Below are 15,156 nucleotides of genomic sequence, written 5' to 3' on the forward strand. Positions count from 1 at the left end.
GTGGCAGGCATCCCTGAGGAGGGTGGCGTGAAGCGCAAGCTCATAGCCGCGATCGGTATCGCGGGCATGATGGTCTCCATCGCGGCGTGCGGGGGCAACGACGACAAGAGCTCTTCGAACAGCGGCGCCGACGCCAAGGAGCTGACCGTCTGGCTCACCGTCGACGCGCAGAACAACTGGCCCGACCTGGTCAAGGCCGCCGACGCGACCGTGCAGAAGGCGCACCCGGGCGTCAAGATCAAGCACGAGTACTACGGCTGGCCGGACAAGAACACCAAGCTCGACGCGGTCCTCGCCACCGACAAGGCGCCCGACGTGGTCGAGATGGGCAACACCGAGATGCTCGGCTACATGGTCAAGGGCGCGTTCGCACCCGTCGACGCCTCCAAGTTCACCAACTCCTCCGCCTGGCTGGACGGCCTCAAGGCCTCGGTCACCTACGACGGCAAGACCTACGGCGTCCCGTACTACGCCGGTGGCCGCGTCGCCAACTGGCGCAAGGACATCGCCGCTTCGGCCGGCATCAAGTCGACCCCGACGACGTACGCCGAGCTGACCTCCGACCTGGACAAGATCCAGAAGAAGGAAGGCAGCAAGTTCAGCGCCTGGTACCAGCCCACCCGCGACTGGTACGCGGCCATGTCCTTCGTCTACGACGCCGGCGGCGCCATCGCCACCCAGTCCGGTGACCAGTGGAAGGGCAGCCTCTCCTCGCCCGAGTCCATCAAGGGGCTCAACGAGTGGAAGTCCGTCATCGACAAGTACATGCACGGTGACAAGACCAAGGACGAGTCCGACCGCTACATCGTCTACGGCCAGGGCAAGGCGGCCATGATCTTCGGCGCGGCCTGGGAGGGCGCGAGCGCGGCCGACCCGAAGGCCGACAAGACCGGCGGCAAGCTGAAGACCAGCCTCGTCAACTTCGTGATGCCCGGCCCGTCCGGCAAGAACATGCCCGTGTTCCTCGGCGGTTCGGACCTCGCCATCCCGGTCAAGTCCAAGGCGCAGGGCCTCGCCGCCGAGTGGATCAACGCCTTCACCGGCCCGTCCGGCCAGAAGGGCCTGATGGCCAAGGGCAACCTGCCGAACAACAAGACCGACCTCGCGACCCTGAAGAGCGACCCCGCCACGGAGGTCCCGGCCACCGCGGCCGAGTCCAACTGGTTCGTCCCGATGGCACCGGGCTGGGGCCAGGTCGAGAAGGCCCAGGTCCTGCAGACCATGCTGCAGAACATCGGCACCGGCAAGCAGTCGGTCGAGGCCGCCGCGAAGACCGCGGACGCCGCGATCGACAAGGTCATCAACACCAAGTGACCCGAGTGCGGGGCCCTGTCCACCTACAGGGCCCCGCACCTCGGACGGGAGTCCGCGCGTCCCGCGGACTCCCGTCCGAGGTACGGCCGTACGACCTGAGGGATCGCTGAGGAGCCCGCGATGAGTGCCGACACGACCACCCCCGCCAAGGTGCCGCCGCCGCGGCACGCGCCGCCACCGGGCGTCCCCAGCGCTTCCCGCAGACAGCGGACGTCGAGAGGGACCGGGGTCCCCTGGCTCCTGCTCGCCCCCTGCCTGCTGATCCTCGCCCTGGTCATGGGCTATCCGCTGGTCCGGCTGGTCACCCTGTCCTTCCAGTCCTTCGGCCAGTCCCAGCTGTGGGGCTTCAAGTCCGCCGAGTGGATCGGCTTCGACAACTTCACCGGCGTCCTCGGCGACTCCGAGTTCTGGGGCGTCGTCGTCCGCACGATCGTCTTCGCGGCCGGCTCGGTCATCTTCACGATGGTCGCCGGCATGGCCCTCGCGCTGCTCCAGCAGAAGGTCTCCGGCTGGGTGAAGACCCTCATCAATGTTGTCCTGGTGGCCAGTTGGGGCATGCCGGTGATCGTCGCGACCACCGTCTTCAAGTGGCTCTTCGACACGGACTACGGCGTCTTCAACGCCCTGCTCAGCAGGCTGCCCGGCGTCGACATGGTCGGCCACAACTGGTTCGCCAGCGGACCGCAGGGCCTCCTCGTCATCATGCTGCTGGTGGTGTGGGGCGCGGTGCCCTTCGTGGTCATCACCCTCAGCGCCGGACTCACCCAGGTCCCCCAGGAACTGGAGGAGGCCGCGCGCCTCGACGGCGCCGGCGCCTGGGGCGTCTTCCGGTACGTCACCCTGCCCATCCTCAAGCCGATCATCGTGATGCTCACGACCCTGTCGGTGATCTGGGACATGGGCGTCTTCCCCCAGGTGTTCGTGATGCGCGGCGGCCACCCCGAGGCCGACTTCCAACTGCTCAGCACCTATTCGTACGACCGTGCCTTCGTCGTCAACGACTACGGACAGGGTTCCGCGATAGCCCTGGTCACGGTGGTGCTGCTGCTCGGTGTCGTCGCCGTCTACATGCGTCAGATGCTTCAGATCGGAGAGGTCGAATGAGCGCGCTCACGACCGACGCGCCCCGCGAGCGGACCGGCGGGCGCAAGAAGTCGAAGCTGGGCTGGAACCTCCTCGGCCTGCTCGTCTTCGTCGTTGTCGGCTTCCCCCTCTACTGGATGCTGGACACGGCGTTCAAGCCGGCCAAGGACGCCATCGACCCGGACCCGAGCCTGCTGCCCACCGGCATCACGCTCGACAACTTCCGCCGGGCGCTGGCCATCGCCGACTTCTGGGGCCCGGTCGGCCGCAGCCTCATCGTGTCCCTGGCGGTCGTGGTGATCGGCATCGTCGTCGGCCTGCTGGCCGCGCTCGCCATCTCCCGCTTCGCCTTCCGCGGCCGCAAGATCGTGATCGTCGGCATCCTCGCGGTCCAGATGGTCCCGCTGGTCTCGATGATCATCCCGGTCTTCCTGCTGCTGAACGACCTCGACCAGTACGACAAGCTCTCGGGCCTGGTCATCACGTACCTGACCTTCATCCTCCCGTTCACGGTGTGGACCCTGCGCGGCTTCATCGTCAACATCCCCAAGGAGCTGGAGGAGGCGGCCATGGTCGACGGCTGCACCCGCACCGGCGCCTTCATCCGGGTGGTCTTCCCGCTCCTCGCCCCGGGCATGGTCGCCACCTCGGTCTACGGTTTCATCCAGGCCTGGAACGAGTACCTGTACGCCCTGATGCTGCTCAGCCAGGAACACCAGACGGCGACCGTCTGGCTCGGCAACTTCACCACCAAGCACGGCACCGAGTACGCCCCGATGATGGCCGGCGCCACGATGATGGCCGTGCCGATCGTCGTCCTGTTCCTCATCGTCCAGCGCAAGATGGCCGCGGGGCTGACCGCGGGCGCTGTGAAGGGATAACGCCACCGATGACGACTCTCGCCAGCGGTACCGCCGCGTCCGACTCCCACAGGGACGGTCTGACGCGCGACGCCCTCACCGTCCTGCAGCCCGGCTTCCTCGGCACCACGGCTCCCGACTGGCTGCTGCGCCGCCTCGGCGAAGGCCTCGCCTCGGTGGGCCTGTTCGGCCGCAACATCACCTCACCCGAGCAACTCTCCTCGCTCACCGCCCAGTTGCGGTCCGAGCGGGAGGACGTCCTCGTCGCGATCGACGAGGAGGGCGGCGACGTCACCCGCCTGGAGGCCCGCACCGGCTCCTCCTTCCCCGGCAACCACGCCCTGGGCGCGGTGGACGACGTCGACCTGACCCGGGCGGTCGCCCACGAGCTGGGCCGCCGTCTCGCCGAGTGCGGGGTGAACCTCAACTGGGCGCCCTCCGCCGACGTCAACTCCAACCCCTCCAACCCGGTCATCGGCGTCCGCTCCTTCGGCGCCGACCCCGAACTGGTCGCCCGGCACACGGCGGCCTACGTCAACGGGCTCCAGGCCGCGGGCGTGGCCGCCTGCACCAAGCACTTCCCGGGCCACGGCGACACGGCGGTCGACTCCCACCACGCGCTGCCGCGCATCGACGCCGACCTCCCGGTCCTGGAACAGCGGGAGCTGCTCCCGTTCCGCGCGGCCATCGCCGCCGGCAGCCGCGCGGTGATGAGCGCCCACATCCTGGTCCCCACCCTGGACCCGGACCACCCGGCCACCCTCTCCCTGCGCATCCTCACCGACCTCCTGCGCGGCCGGCTCGGCTACGACGGCCTCATCGTCACCGACGGCATGGAGATGCAGGCCATCGCGGCGACGTACGGCATCGAACGCGGCAGCGTCCTCGCCATCGCGGCCGGAGCGGACGCGATCTGCGTGGGCGGAGGTCTCGCGGACGACGACACGGTCCGACGGCTGCGGGACGCGCTGGTGGGCGCGGTGCGGTCGAGGGAGCTGCCGGAGGAACGGCTCGCCGAAGCCGCGGAACGAGTACGGGGGCTGGCCCGGTGGGCGGCCTCGGCCGCCGCGTCCGCGCCCGCCGCGTCCGCGCCCGCCGCGGACCCCGCCTCCGTGACCGGCCCGGAGTCCGCGGCGCACCCGCCCTCCGTCCCGGCCGCCGGCGTGACGCGCGTCGACATCGGACTCGTCGCCGCCCGCCGGGCCCTCACGGTCACCGGCGCCGAGGACTTCACCCCGCTCACCGAACCGCCCTACGTCGCCCTGCTCACCCCGGTCGCCAACATCGCCGTGGGCAACGAGACCCCGTGGGGAGTCGCCGCGGAGCTGGAGCGGCGGCTGCCCGGCACGGAGACGGCCGGCTTCGCCGGGGCGGACGCGGGCCCGGAGATCCTGGCCGCGGCCGGGGCCCGACGTGTCGTCGTCGTGGTCCGGGACGAACACCGGCACCCCTGGATGGAGTCGGCCCTCGACACCCTGCTCGCCGCCCGCCCCGACACCGTCGTGGTCGAGATGGGCGTACCGCAGGCCCCGCCCCGAGGCGCCCTCCACATCGCGACGCACGGCGCGGCCCGCGTCTGCGGCCACGCGGCGGCGGAGGTCATCGCGGGCAGCTGACCGTGCGCCGGGGGAGCGGCCCCGACCAGGGGAGACACCTCCGAACGCACCGGTGCCGGGCCCTCCACGAGGGGGCCCGGCACCGGTGTCCATGCAGGTGAAGGGCGGTCAGATCCCTTGCCAGTCCGGCTTGTTGACGAAGGTGTGCCGGAAGTAGTCCGCGAGCTTCAGCTTGGACGCGGCACCCTCGTCGACCACGACCGTCGCATGCCGGTGCAGCTGCAGCGCCGACGCCGGGCACACCGCGGCGACCGGTCCCTCCACCGTCGCGGCGACCGCGTCCGCCTTGCCCTCGCCGGTCGCGAGCAGCACCAGGTGCCGGGCCTCCAGGATGGTGCCGATGCCCTGGGTGATGACGTGGTGCGGCACCTGCTCGATGTCGCCGTCGAAGAACCGCGCGTTGTCCACCCGCGTCTGCTCGGTCAGCGTCTTGATCCGGGTCCGCGAGGCCAGCGACGAGCACGGCTCGTTGAACCCGATGTGCCCGTCGGTCCCGATGCCCAGCACCTGGAGGTCGACCCCGCCGGCCTCGCCCAGCGCCCGGTCGTACGCCTCGCACGCCGCGACCACGTCCTCGGCGGTGCCGTCCGGCCCGAAGAAGGCGTCCATGCCGATCCCGAGCGGCTCCAGCACCTCGCGCCGCAGCACCGAGCGGTACGACTCCGGGTGCTCGGCGGGCAGCCCCACGTACTCGTCGAGCTGGGCGATCCGGGCCCGCGAGGTGTCCACGGCCCCGGCGCGCACCTTCGCGGCGAGGGCTTCGTAGATGGGCAGCGGCGTCGACCCGGTGGCCACGCCGAGAAGGGCGTCCGGCGTGCGCCGGAGCAGCTGCGCCATGGCCTCGGCGATCAGCTCGCCGCCCGCCGTGGCGTCCGGAACGATGACAACTTCCACGCTGGCCTGCCGTTCTGCAGAGGGGACTTCGGGGAGCCCGGAGGTGCTGTGTGGTTTAGACCAATCCGCGCACCAATCTAACAGAGGAGGGCCTTACCTCCCAGAGTTCGCCGCCTGTCCGAAAACCGGTAACCGCCCCGCACGGGCGCACCTCCGGCGGACGGGGTGAAATGGACACCGCAGCACCGCCCCGACCGACCTCCGGAGGACCCCGCATGACCGCCACGACCCCGGCCCCCGACAGCGACCTCCCCGGCCGGATCATGGCCCGCGAGATGGCCGAACAGCCCGCCGTCCTGCGCCGCATCCTGGACGAGGGCGCCCCGCGCATCCGCCGGGTCGCCCAGGAGGTCGCCGCCCGCAGGCCGCGCTTCGTGCTGCTCACCGCCCGCGGCACCTCCGACAACGCGGCCCTCTACGCCAAGTACCTTCTGGAGATCCGCCTCGGCCTGCCCTGCGGCCTCACCTCGATGTCGACCACCACGGCCTACGGCGCCCGCCCCGACCTGACCGACGTCCTCGTCGTCACCGTCAGCCAGTCCGGCGGCTCCCCCGACCTGGTCGCCTCCACCCGGGCCGCCCGCGAGGCCGGCGCCATCACGGTCGCGGTGACCAACAACCCGGACTCGCCGCTGGCCGCCGTGTCGGAGTACCACGTCGACATCATGGCGGGCCCGGAGAAGGCGCTCCCCGCGACCAAGACGTACACGGCGTCCCTGCTCGCGCTCTACCTCTTCGTCGAGGGCCTGCGCGGCGGCGACGGCGCCGCGGCGAAGGCGCTGCCCGACCTCGCCGAGCAGCTCCTCGCCCGCCAGGACGAGATCCGCGCCCTCGCCTCCCGCTACCGCTTCGCCGAACGCATGGTCATCACCTCGCGCGGCTACGGCTACCCCACCGCCAAGGAAGCCGCCCTCAAGCTGATGGAGACCAGCTACATCCCCGCGCTCGCCTACTCCGGCGCCGACCTCCTGCACGGCCCCCTCGCCATGGTCGACAACGTCTCCCCGGTCATCGCGGTGGTGACCGACGGCAAGGGCGGCGCCGCCCTCCAGCCCGTCCTGGACCGGCTGCGCGGCCGGGGCGCCGACCTGGTCGTGATCGGCCCGGCCGGCCAGGTCGCACAGGCCTCGGCCGGCTTCGTCCTGCCCGTCGAGGGCGTCCCGGAGGAACTCCAGCCGGTCCTGGAGATCCTCCCGCTCCAGCTCCTCGCCCACGAGGTCACCATCGCCCGCGGCCAGGACCCGGACGCGCCCCGCGCGTTGGCCAAGGTGACGGAGACCCGCTGAGTCCGTGGCACGGCCACCGAATTTCCCATGACCAACCAGTCCCGCACAGGACCCGACACGGTTAGGCTTCTCAACATCCTTCAAAGCATGGACACGGTTAGTGGTCTAGTCCACAATGTGTTAAAGGCGTAAGCCTCCGTCCTCCCCGCACAGGAGGACGGACCGAGGAACCGAGGCTCTCTGCCCTGACTGCCCCGGCTCCTCATCCATCGGCCGTCCGGGACCGCACACCCCGTGGCCGTTGCTGCTCCGGGCTGCGGTGCCGGGAGGGTTGAGGGTCCCTCCCAGGCGCCGCGGCCCGCGGGTGTTTTTAGGACAGGTACAGACCGGCGGGTACGCTCGCAGACGTGCCCTCCATGAACGAACTCGTACGCCAGCACACCGCACTCGACGACTCCGATCTCGAGTGGCTCCACCTGCTGGTCTCGGAGTGGCAGCTGCTCTCCGACCTCTCCTTCGCCGACCTGGTCCTGTGGGTCCCCACCCGCGACGGCACCCGCTATGTCTCCGTCGCCCAGATGCGGCCGAACACCGGCCCCACCTCGTACCAGGACGACATGGTCGGCCACCTCGTCCCGCGCGGTCGCCGCCCCATGCTGGACGCGGCCCTGGACGAGGGCCGCATCGTCCGCGAGGGCGACCCGGAGTGGCGCGAGGAGGTCCCCGTCCGGGTCGAGTCGATTCCGGTACGACGGGACGGGCGCGTCCTGGGTGTCATCGCCCGCAACACCAACCTGCTGACCGTGCGCACCCCGAGCCGCCTCGAACTCACCTATCTGCAGAGCGCGTCCGACCTCGCGCAGATGATCGCGGCCGGTTCCTTCCCGTTCCCGGACCAGCAGGTCGACATGGACGCCTCGCCGCGCGTCGGCGACGGACTGATCCGCCTCGACGGCGACGGCATCGTGCAGTACGCCTCGCCCAACGCCCTGTCCGCGTACCACCGCATGGGCCTCGCCACCGACCTCGTCGGCCAGCCGCTGGGCGTGACCACCGCCGAACTCGCCCCGACCAGGGGCCCGGTGGACGAGGCGCTCGCCAAGCTGGCCAGCGGCTGGGCCCCGCGGGAGTTCGAGATCGAGGCCCGGGACGGGGTGATCCAGTTCCGCGCGATCCCGCTCAAACCCAAGGGCACCCGCATCGGTTCCCTGGTGCTGCTCCGGGACGTCACCGAACTGCGCCGCCGCGAGCGTGAGTTGATCACCAAGGACGCGACCATCCGGGAGATCCACCACCGGGTGAAGAACAACCTCCAGACGGTCGCCGCCCTGTTGCGGCTCCAGGCCCGCCGGATCGAGTCCGAGCGCGGCCGGGAGGCACTGGAGGAAGCCGTGCGCCGGGTCGGCTCGATCGCGATCGTGCACGAGACGCTGTCCCAGAACCTGGACGAGCGGGTGGAGTTCGACGAGATCGCCGACCGGGTGCTCGCGATGGTCGCCGAGATCTCCCCGGGCAAGGTCACCGGCCGGCGCAGCGGCCGCTTCGGGATACTGGACGCGGAGGTCGCGACCCCGCTCTCCATGGTCCTCACCGAGATCCTGCAGAACGCCCTCGAACACGGCTTCCGCGAGGGCGAGACGGGCACGGTCGAGGTGTCGGCCGTGCGCGGCGGCAGCGCCAAGGACGCCCGCCTCCTGGTCACCGTGCAGGACGACGGCGTGGGCCTCCCCGAGGGATTCGACCCGCACCGCTCGGGCAACCTCGGCCTGCAGATCGTACGGACGCTGGTGGAGGGCGAGTTGGGCGGCACCTTCGACATGGTGGCGGCGCCGGAGCGGGGGACCCGGGTGATCCTGGACGTGCCGGTGCAGGCCCACAAGTGACGTACGTGCACACGACCTTCACACGCGCGGCCGTGAACACCCGTACCCGCAGCCGCACTTGAACAGCCCGAAGCCGCACGTGAGCAGCAAAGAGCCCCGGATCACGGGGTGATCCGGGGCCAGTCGCTCGTTGCGATGGGGTTCCCCCCGCTTCGAGCGGAGTCGAGAATTGGGGGAGCATCGGGGGTACTGCGCGCTGCGGCTCGGGGGCGGGAGATGCGTACTCGCTGTACGCGCCGCCAAGCTCAGGCTGTTAGCAGGGTGGGCGTCAGGCGGATGCCTGACGGGCACGGTTGCGAGCGGCGCGGCGCTTCATGGCGCGGCGCTCGTCCTCGCTGAGACCACCCCAGACGCCGGAGTCCTGGCCGGACTCGAGCGCCCACTGCAGACACTGGTCCATAACGGGACAGCGACGGCAGACGGCCTTGGCTTCCTCGATCTGCAGCAGCGCAGGACCGGTGTTGCCGATGGGGAAGAAGAGCTCGGGGTCTTCCTCGCGGCAAACGGCGTTGTGACGCCAGTCCATGGCTGCTACCTCTCCTTGGTATTACGTGCGGGTTGCTTGTGAATGTGAACGCTTTCACGAATCCCTCAACAAGTGAAGGGCCGAACGCCAGCTTCACTGGCGGGGTCCTGTGGATTGAAGAGGGGTTCCGGTGATCCGTGGAGGCCGGTGTTGCGGGCCGTCTCGATCGCCACGTAGAGACTCGCAAACCTCAGCGGCGGATACAACCCCTTCTGGAAAGTTTTTTTTGATTCCTCGGTGTCGACTAGGTCACAGCCGTACTTCCATGGGGTGGATCCTGGTCTAAACGTTCGAGTGAAAGGACTTCAGCCCTTTCTGCTCACACAATCACACGCAGTGCCCGGCGTACGCCTGTGAACGTCACGCTGGTACGCAGTCCGAGGTGGTCGCCGTCCATCTGGAGGGGCAGAGGGACCTTCGAATGCAAGGTGAAGTCACTCAGGTCGTGCAGAGCCGCAGCGTGCTTGCCATGGGGTCCACGCTCGGGGGACGAAGTGAGCAACTGGGTGCCATACCGGGCAACCGCGGCGCTGGACAGCCGACTGAGCCCGAGTACGTCGAGGCCTTTATCGAACGACGCCTTAGGTGACGTGTACATCGGGCGATTGCCGAGATACGTCCAGGGCGAGGTGTTCGAGACTATGGCCACCACCAGATCGGTGACCGCGTCCGCACCGGGCTGCTCCAGGGTGATCGTCCCGTGCCGGCGGTGCTGCTCGCCGAGGAATTGCCGGACCACCTGGCGCACGTAAAGAGCGTGGGTGGATTTCTTGCCCTGTTCCCGCTGCTGTTCGACCCGTCCGACCACTCCGGCGTCGAATCCGAGCCCGGCGTTGAAGGTGAACCAGCGCGAGGGCACCGCCTCGTCGTCGGTGCCGGGCGTCCCGGAGGTCAGCCCGAGGCCGACCGTGCGCTCACGGCCCTCGCGCAGGGCGTCCAGGATGGCGCCGGTCGCCTCCACGGCGTCGTTGGGCAGGCCCAGCGCGCGGGCGAAGACGTTGGTGGAGCCGCCGGGGACCACCGCGAGACCGGGCAGGTCCGGGTTCGGGCCGGTGTGCAGCAGGCCGTTGACCACCTCGTTGACCGTGCCGTCGCCGCCGAGGGCGACCACCAGGTCGACGTTCCCGCTCTCCGCGGCCTGCCGGCCGAGGTCACGCGCGTGCCCCCGGTACTCCGTGGTGACCGCTTCCAGCTTCATCTCGCTGGCGAGCGCGTGGAACAGAACGTCGCGCGTACGTGCGCTTGTGGTGGTTGCCGCCGGATTGACCACGAGAAGTGCACGCATGAGTTGCAGCGTACCTACTGGGGGGTACTCGGCCCATACCGAGGTAGGCGTTCGGTAAGAGAAGGGGGCGTGAGCCTGAACACCTGGGGCCGCACCCCGAGGGCTACCCTTCTGGGGTGAGTGCTGAGCAGACCCCCGCCCCGGAGACCGACGGCCCCGGCGCACGCCGCCCGCGCCGGCTGACCTACGCGGCGGTCCTCGTCGCCGTCGAAGGGCTCGCGCTGGCCGTCGCCGGAGTGTGGATGCTCGTCCTCGGCCTCACCGGCGAACCGGACGACCGCCAGCAGGCCGTGACCGGCGGCGTGACCCTTGTGGTGCTCGCGCTGCTGCCGCTGCTGGCCGCGCGCGGACTGCTCCTGCTGCGCGGCTGGAGCCGGGGCCCGGCCGTCATCACCCAGGTCATGGCGCTGCCCGTGGCCTACAACCTGCTCCAGGCCGACAGTGTTGCCATCCCGGCCGGGATCGTGCTCGCGGTCCTCGCCGTCGGCGCGCTGGTGCTGCTGGTGAACCCGGCGACGACACAGGCCCTCGGGATCCGAGGGCCTGGTCGTGGAACCGAGGAGCCGAAGAGCTAGAGCCTGCCCGGCGGATCCTGTCGCGGACGCGTGGCCTGGCACGCACCTCTGCCGGACAGGCCCCGGGGCCGGGGCTACTCCTCGACGAGGAGCTTCTCCCGCAGCTGGGCCAGCGTCCGGGCGAGCAGCCGGGACACGTGCATCTGGGAGATGCCGACCTCCTGCGCGATCTGCGACTGCGTCATGTTGCCGAAGAACCGGAGCAGCAGGATGCGCTTCTCCCGGGGCGGCAGATCCTCCAGCAGCGGCTTGAGCGACTCGCGGTACTCGACGCCCTCCAGGGCCTCGTCGTACGCGCCGAGCGTGTCCGCGACCGCCGGGGACTCGTCGTCCGTGTCCGGGACGTCCAGGGACAGCGTGGAGTAGGCGTTGGCCGACTCCAGGCCCTCCAGGACCTCCTCCTCGGAGATGCCGAGCTTCTCGGCCAGTTCGTGGACCGTGGGGGAGCGGCCGTGCCGCTGGGAGAGCTCCGCCGTCGCCGTGGTCAGCGAGAGCCGCAGCTCCTGGAGCCGGCGCGGGACGCGCACCGCCCAGCCCTTGTCACGGAAATGCCGCTTGATCTCGCCGACGACCGTCGGGGTCGCGTACGTCGAGAACTCGACGCCGCGCTCCGGGTCGAAGCGGTCGACCGACTTGATCAGGCCGATGGTGGCGACCTGGGTCAGGTCGTCCAGCGGCTCCCCGCGGTTGCGGAAGCGGCGCGCGAGGTGCTCGACGAGCGGCAGGTGCATACGGACCAGCCGGTTGCGCAGCTCCGCGTACTCGACGCTGCCGTCCTTGAGCGTGCGCAGCTCGACGAAGAGTGCGCGCGCTCCGCTGCGGTCCTGGGGGTCGTGCCGTGTGACCTGCACGCTCTGTGCGCCCGCCACATCGTCCCGCTCGTGCTCGCTCATCGCCTGATCCGTCGCCCCTTCCCGAGCTCTCGCCTCCTCCCCCGCGCTCGACCCAGTCGGAGCGGGGGTTCCCCCGGCAACGGGGGAGACCCCACCAATACGCACGGCACCGTCCTGCTCGCGTTGACCGTCGTCCATCTCACCGGCCTCCGAGGGTTCGTCCTCCGGGTGCGGCCGGGCCTGCTCGGGGATTCCGCCGCGCGGCACCGGGGCGCTGCCGTCCGCCGTGCGGCGGGATCCGCCTGAGCCGCCCTCGGCAGGCGGCTCCCGTGTGCCGCGCTCTTCGTCCCGCACCGGCCCGTCCCCGTTCCTCACGCCGGCCCGGGTCCCGCGCCGCGCTGTTTGTAGAGGCTGATCGAAACGGTCTTGTCCTCGTCGACTGCCGATGAGACCTTGCCCGCGAGGGCCGAGAGCACGGTCCAGGCGAAGGTGTCGCGCGAGGGCGCGTGACCGTCCGTCGTCGGGGCGGAGACGGTGACTTCGAGCGAGTCGTCCACAAGTCGGAAGACACAGCTGAGCACCGAGCCCGGCACGGCCTGCTGGAGCAGGATCGCGCAGGCCTCGTCCACCGCGATGCGAAGGTCCTCGATCTCGTCGAGGGTGAAGTCCAAACGGGCTGCGAGGCCGGCCGTGGCCGTACGCAGCACCGACAGGTAGGCACCCGCAGCCGGCAGCCGGACTTCCACGAAGTCCTGGGTCGCGGGCTCGCCTGCGATCTGGGACACCCTCACCTCCAAGGTGGTACAAGCTCTTTCGGGGGCCCAGGGGTCGCCCCCCGGGGTAACGCGATACTTGGTTCAGCGGTGACGCTACCGCGCTCCGAACTTTTCTGTCCCCGGGACCCCAACCCCATGTTGTCACTCATAGTAAACCTACGGATACGCTCCGTGGCTAGGGGTCCTGCGGGCCCAATTGGGAAGAGCGCGCGCCGGGTTGACGTACCCAGACGTCAGACGGTCGAACCGTCGGAAGAGGCGGTCGGATTACCGGGTCACAGGAGTACGTGGTCGACGAAGCACCAGCGCCAGCTCTCCCCGGGCTCGAACGTCCGCATCACCGGATGTCCGGAGTCCTTGTGATGTGCTGTGGCGTGCCGGGCGGGCGAGGAGTCGCAGCAGGCGACATGGCCGCAGAAGAGGCACAGTCGCAGCTGCACCGGGTGGGTGCCGGCCGCCAGACACTCCAGACAGGTCTCGCTCTGGGGCCCCGGCTCAGGGAGCGGCAGCGCGTCGGCGTGCGTGCACTGTTTCATGATTGCCAGATTACGACGGGTGTGCGGTTGGCCGCGCGGAAAAACGAGGGTGGGCGAGGTCGATGGACGTGATGCCACTGCTGATGCTGGTGGCGGGGAGTGCCGTGGTGGCCGCCGCGGCCAGACGCACCCCGGTGCCGGCACCGCTGCTGCTGGTCGCGGTCGGGCTGGTCGTCTCGTACGTCCCGGGGGTGCCCGACTACACCCTGGACCCCGAGGTCGTGCTGCCGCTGCTGCTGCCCCCGCTGCTGTACACCTCGGCCACCGACAGCTCGTACCTCGACCTGCGGGCCCAGGTGCGGCCCGTGGCCCTGCTGTCGGTCGGCTACGTGCTCTTCGCCACCTTCGTCGTCGGCTGGGCCGCGTACGTGATCGTGCCGGGACTGCCGCTGACCGCGGCGCTGGTGCTGGGCGCGGTGGTGGCGCCGCCGGACGCGGTCGCGGCGACCGCCGTGGCCCGCCGGGTCGGGCTGCCGTCCCGGATCACGACGATCCTCCAGGGCGAGTCCCTGCTGAACGACGCGACCGCGATCACCGCCTACAAGGTGGCCCTCGCGGCGGCGATCGGCGAGGGCGCCACCTGGGCGGGCGGCATCGGGGAGTTCCTGCTCGCGGCCGTCGGCGGGGTCGGGATCGGGCTCCTGCTGATGGTGCCGATCCACTGGCTGCGCACGCACCTCAAGGAGGCGCTGCTGCAGAACACGCTCTCCCTGCTGATCCCGTTCGTCGCCTACGCGGTCGCCGAGCAGGTGCACGCCTCCGGGGTGCTCGCCGTCGTCGTGGTGGCGCTGTATCTCGGCCACCGCGCGTGGGAGGTCGATTTCGCGACCCGCCTCCAGGAGGAGGCCGTCTGGAAGATGGTCGCCTTCGTCCTGGAGTCGGCGGTGTTCGCCCTGATCGGACTCCAGTTGCCGGTGGTCCTCAAGGGCCTCGGGGAGTACCGGGGCCTGGACGCCGCCTGGTACGCCATCGCCCTCTTCCTGGTCGTCGTCGCGACCCGGTTCGTGTGGGTCTATCCGGCGGCCTTCCTGCCCCGGATGCTCTCGGCGCGGATCAGGGAACGCGAGGAGAACCCCACCTGGAAGGGGGCGATGACCACCGCGTGGGCCGGCATGAGAGGCGTGGTCTCGCTCGCCATCGCCTTCTCGATCCCGCTCACGGTGCACGGCGGCGACCCGTTCCCCCAGCGCAACCTCATCCTGTTCCTGACCTTCACGACGGTCATCGGCACGCTGGTGGTGCAGGGCCTGAGCCTGCCGCCGATCATCCGCCTCCTGAGATTCCCCGGCCGCGACCAGCAGGCCGAGACGCTCGCCGAGGCCAACGCCCAGGCGCAGGCGTCCCGGGTCGCCGAAAAACGCCTGGAGGCCCTTCTGGAGGACGAACGCAACGCCCTGCCGCCTCCCCTCGCCGACCGCCTCCGCGAGGTCCTGGAGCGCCGCCGCAACGCCGTCTGGGAACGCCTGGGCGCCACCAACCCCGTCACCGGCGAGACCGTCGACGACACCTACCGCCGGCTCTCCCGCGAGATGATCAGCGCCGAACGCTCGATGTTCGTCCGCCTCAGGGACGGCCGCTACATCGACGACGAGATGCTCCGCACCCTGCTGCGCAGACTGGACCTGGAGGAGGCGGCGGCCTACCGGGAAGCGGCCTAGTAGTGCTTCGTTAGGTTCTGGTTCTGCTGGTGGTGAGGGGGCGGCCGCAGGTGGTGCAGGTGCCGGTCCAGCACATCAGCAGGTTTTGGAG

General features: G+C 70.2%; 14 protein-coding genes. 8 read left to right on the top strand and 6 right to left on the bottom strand.

What is annotated here, in order from left to right; translation table 11 throughout:
- Positions 1–27: 27 nt before the first annotated feature.
- The 4 genes from ACIPTO_RS11015 to ACIPTO_RS11030 all read left to right on the top strand — a co-directional run bounded on the left by ACIPTO_RS11015 (position 28) and on the right by ACIPTO_RS11030 (position 4,873).
- Positions 28–1,314 carry an extracellular solute-binding protein gene (locus ACIPTO_RS11015; protein WP_366323420.1) on the top strand — a complete coding sequence of 429 codons (1,287 nt, stop codon included), beginning with the start codon at positions 28–30 and terminating at the stop codon, positions 1,312–1,314.
- Positions 1,315–1,434: 120 nt separating this feature from the next.
- Positions 1,435–2,418 (top strand): sugar ABC transporter permease, encoded by a 984-nt coding sequence (locus tag ACIPTO_RS11020; RefSeq protein WP_366323418.1) that lies wholly within the window; start codon positions 1,435–1,437, stop codon positions 2,416–2,418.
- The gene (locus ACIPTO_RS11025) at positions 2,415–3,278 is read left to right on the top strand and encodes a carbohydrate ABC transporter permease (protein ID WP_401190798.1); all 864 of its coding nucleotides are present in this window, start codon (positions 2,415–2,417) and stop codon (positions 3,276–3,278) included. The genes ACIPTO_RS11020 and ACIPTO_RS11025 overlap by 4 nt, the downstream gene beginning before the upstream one ends.
- Positions 3,279–3,286: 8 nt before the next feature.
- Positions 3,287–4,873, top strand: a complete 1,587-nt coding sequence (locus ACIPTO_RS11030) for a glycoside hydrolase family 3 protein (protein ID WP_401190800.1) — start codon at positions 3,287–3,289, stop codon at positions 4,871–4,873.
- A 108-nt stretch (positions 4,874–4,981) separates the two neighbouring features.
- Here the strand turns inward: ACIPTO_RS11030 and nagB are convergent, their stop codons facing one another.
- A complete protein-coding gene (gene nagB, locus ACIPTO_RS11035) occupies positions 4,982–5,767 on the bottom strand; it encodes a glucosamine-6-phosphate deaminase (RefSeq protein ID WP_401190802.1) in 786 nt (261 codons plus the stop codon).
- Positions 5,768–5,982: 215 nt separating this feature from the next.
- Between nagB and ACIPTO_RS11040 the strand changes: the two genes are divergently transcribed.
- Together ACIPTO_RS11040 and ACIPTO_RS11045 are read left to right on the top strand one after the other, a co-directional pair.
- The gene (locus ACIPTO_RS11040) at positions 5,983–7,053 is read left to right on the top strand and encodes an SIS domain-containing protein (RefSeq protein ID WP_401190804.1); all 1,071 of its coding nucleotides are present in this window, start codon (positions 5,983–5,985) and stop codon (positions 7,051–7,053) included.
- A gap of 356 nt (positions 7,054–7,409) precedes the next feature.
- A complete protein-coding gene (locus ACIPTO_RS11045) occupies positions 7,410–8,876 on the top strand; it encodes a PAS domain-containing sensor histidine kinase (protein WP_366323680.1) in 1,467 nt (488 codons plus the stop codon).
- Between the two features lie 268 nt (positions 8,877–9,144).
- On the opposite strand, the gene ACIPTO_RS11050 is transcribed toward ACIPTO_RS11045, so the two are convergent.
- Complete coding sequence (locus ACIPTO_RS11050; protein WP_006142322.1) at positions 9,145–9,402, bottom strand: WhiB family transcriptional regulator; 258 nt, start codon at positions 9,400–9,402, stop codon at positions 9,145–9,147.
- A gap of 319 nt (positions 9,403–9,721) precedes the next feature.
- Positions 9,722–10,687: a diacylglycerol kinase family protein gene (locus tag ACIPTO_RS11055; protein WP_366323408.1), complete on the bottom strand. Its 966-nt coding sequence runs from the start codon at positions 10,685–10,687 to the stop codon at positions 9,722–9,724.
- 116 nt (positions 10,688–10,803) lie between these two features.
- Between ACIPTO_RS11055 and ACIPTO_RS11060 the strand changes: the two genes are divergently transcribed.
- A complete protein-coding gene (locus ACIPTO_RS11060) occupies positions 10,804–11,262 on the top strand; it encodes a hypothetical protein (RefSeq protein WP_366323406.1) in 459 nt (152 codons plus the stop codon).
- A 74-nt stretch (positions 11,263–11,336) separates the two neighbouring features.
- Here ACIPTO_RS11060 and ACIPTO_RS11065 read toward each other — a convergent pair whose 3' ends face one another.
- The 3 genes from ACIPTO_RS11065 to ACIPTO_RS11075 form a co-directional block, all read right to left on the bottom strand.
- Positions 11,337–12,470, bottom strand: a complete 1,134-nt coding sequence (locus tag ACIPTO_RS11065; protein ID WP_366323404.1) for a SigB/SigF/SigG family RNA polymerase sigma factor — start codon at positions 12,468–12,470, stop codon at positions 11,337–11,339.
- A complete protein-coding gene (locus ACIPTO_RS11070) occupies positions 12,467–12,880 on the bottom strand; it encodes an anti-sigma regulatory factor (protein ID WP_004925829.1) in 414 nt (137 codons plus the stop codon). The genes ACIPTO_RS11065 and ACIPTO_RS11070 overlap by 4 nt, the downstream gene beginning before the upstream one ends.
- A gap of 266 nt (positions 12,881–13,146) precedes the next feature.
- Complete coding sequence (locus ACIPTO_RS11075; RefSeq protein ID WP_266772430.1) at positions 13,147–13,407, bottom strand: UBP-type zinc finger domain-containing protein; 261 nt, start codon at positions 13,405–13,407, stop codon at positions 13,147–13,149.
- 62 nt (positions 13,408–13,469) lie between these two features.
- On the opposite strand from ACIPTO_RS11075, the gene ACIPTO_RS11080 reads away from it, so the two are divergent.
- Entirely contained in the window at positions 13,470–15,065 is a 1,596-nt protein-coding gene (locus ACIPTO_RS11080; RefSeq protein WP_366323402.1) for a Na+/H+ antiporter, read from the top strand.
- Positions 15,066–15,156 lie beyond the last annotated feature (91 nt).

Source organism: Streptomyces sp. NPDC090083 (assembly GCF_044747445.1).
Classification (GTDB): Bacteria; Actinomycetota; Actinomycetes; order Streptomycetales; family Streptomycetaceae; genus Streptomyces.

Bases quoted from the DNA above. Each gene is read 5' to 3' on its own strand.
- ACIPTO_RS11020 (WP_366323418.1), top strand. From the start codon at position 1,435: ATGAGTGCCGACACGACCACCCCCGCCAAGGTGCCGCCGCCGCGGCAC.
- ACIPTO_RS11025 (WP_401190798.1), top strand. From the start codon at position 2,415: ATGAGCGCGCTCACGACCGACGCGCCCCGCGAGCGGACCGGCGGGCGC.
- ACIPTO_RS11030 (WP_401190800.1), top strand. From the start codon at position 3,287: ATGACGACTCTCGCCAGCGGTACCGCCGCGTCCGACTCCCACAGGGAC.
- ACIPTO_RS11040 (WP_401190804.1), top strand. From the start codon at position 5,983: ATGACCGCCACGACCCCGGCCCCCGACAGCGACCTCCCCGGCCGGATC.
- ACIPTO_RS11045 (WP_366323680.1), top strand. From the start codon at position 7,410: ATGAACGAACTCGTACGCCAGCACACCGCACTCGACGACTCCGATCTC.
- ACIPTO_RS11050 (WP_006142322.1), bottom strand. From the start codon at position 9,402: ATGGACTGGCGTCACAACGCCGTTTGCCGCGAGGAAGACCCCGAGCTC.
- ACIPTO_RS11055 (WP_366323408.1), bottom strand. From the start codon at position 10,687: ATGCGTGCACTTCTCGTGGTCAATCCGGCGGCAACCACCACAAGCGCA.
- ACIPTO_RS11075 (WP_266772430.1), bottom strand. From the start codon at position 13,407: ATGAAACAGTGCACGCACGCCGACGCGCTGCCGCTCCCTGAGCCGGGG.
- ACIPTO_RS11080 (WP_366323402.1), top strand. From the start codon at position 13,470: ATGGACGTGATGCCACTGCTGATGCTGGTGGCGGGGAGTGCCGTGGTG.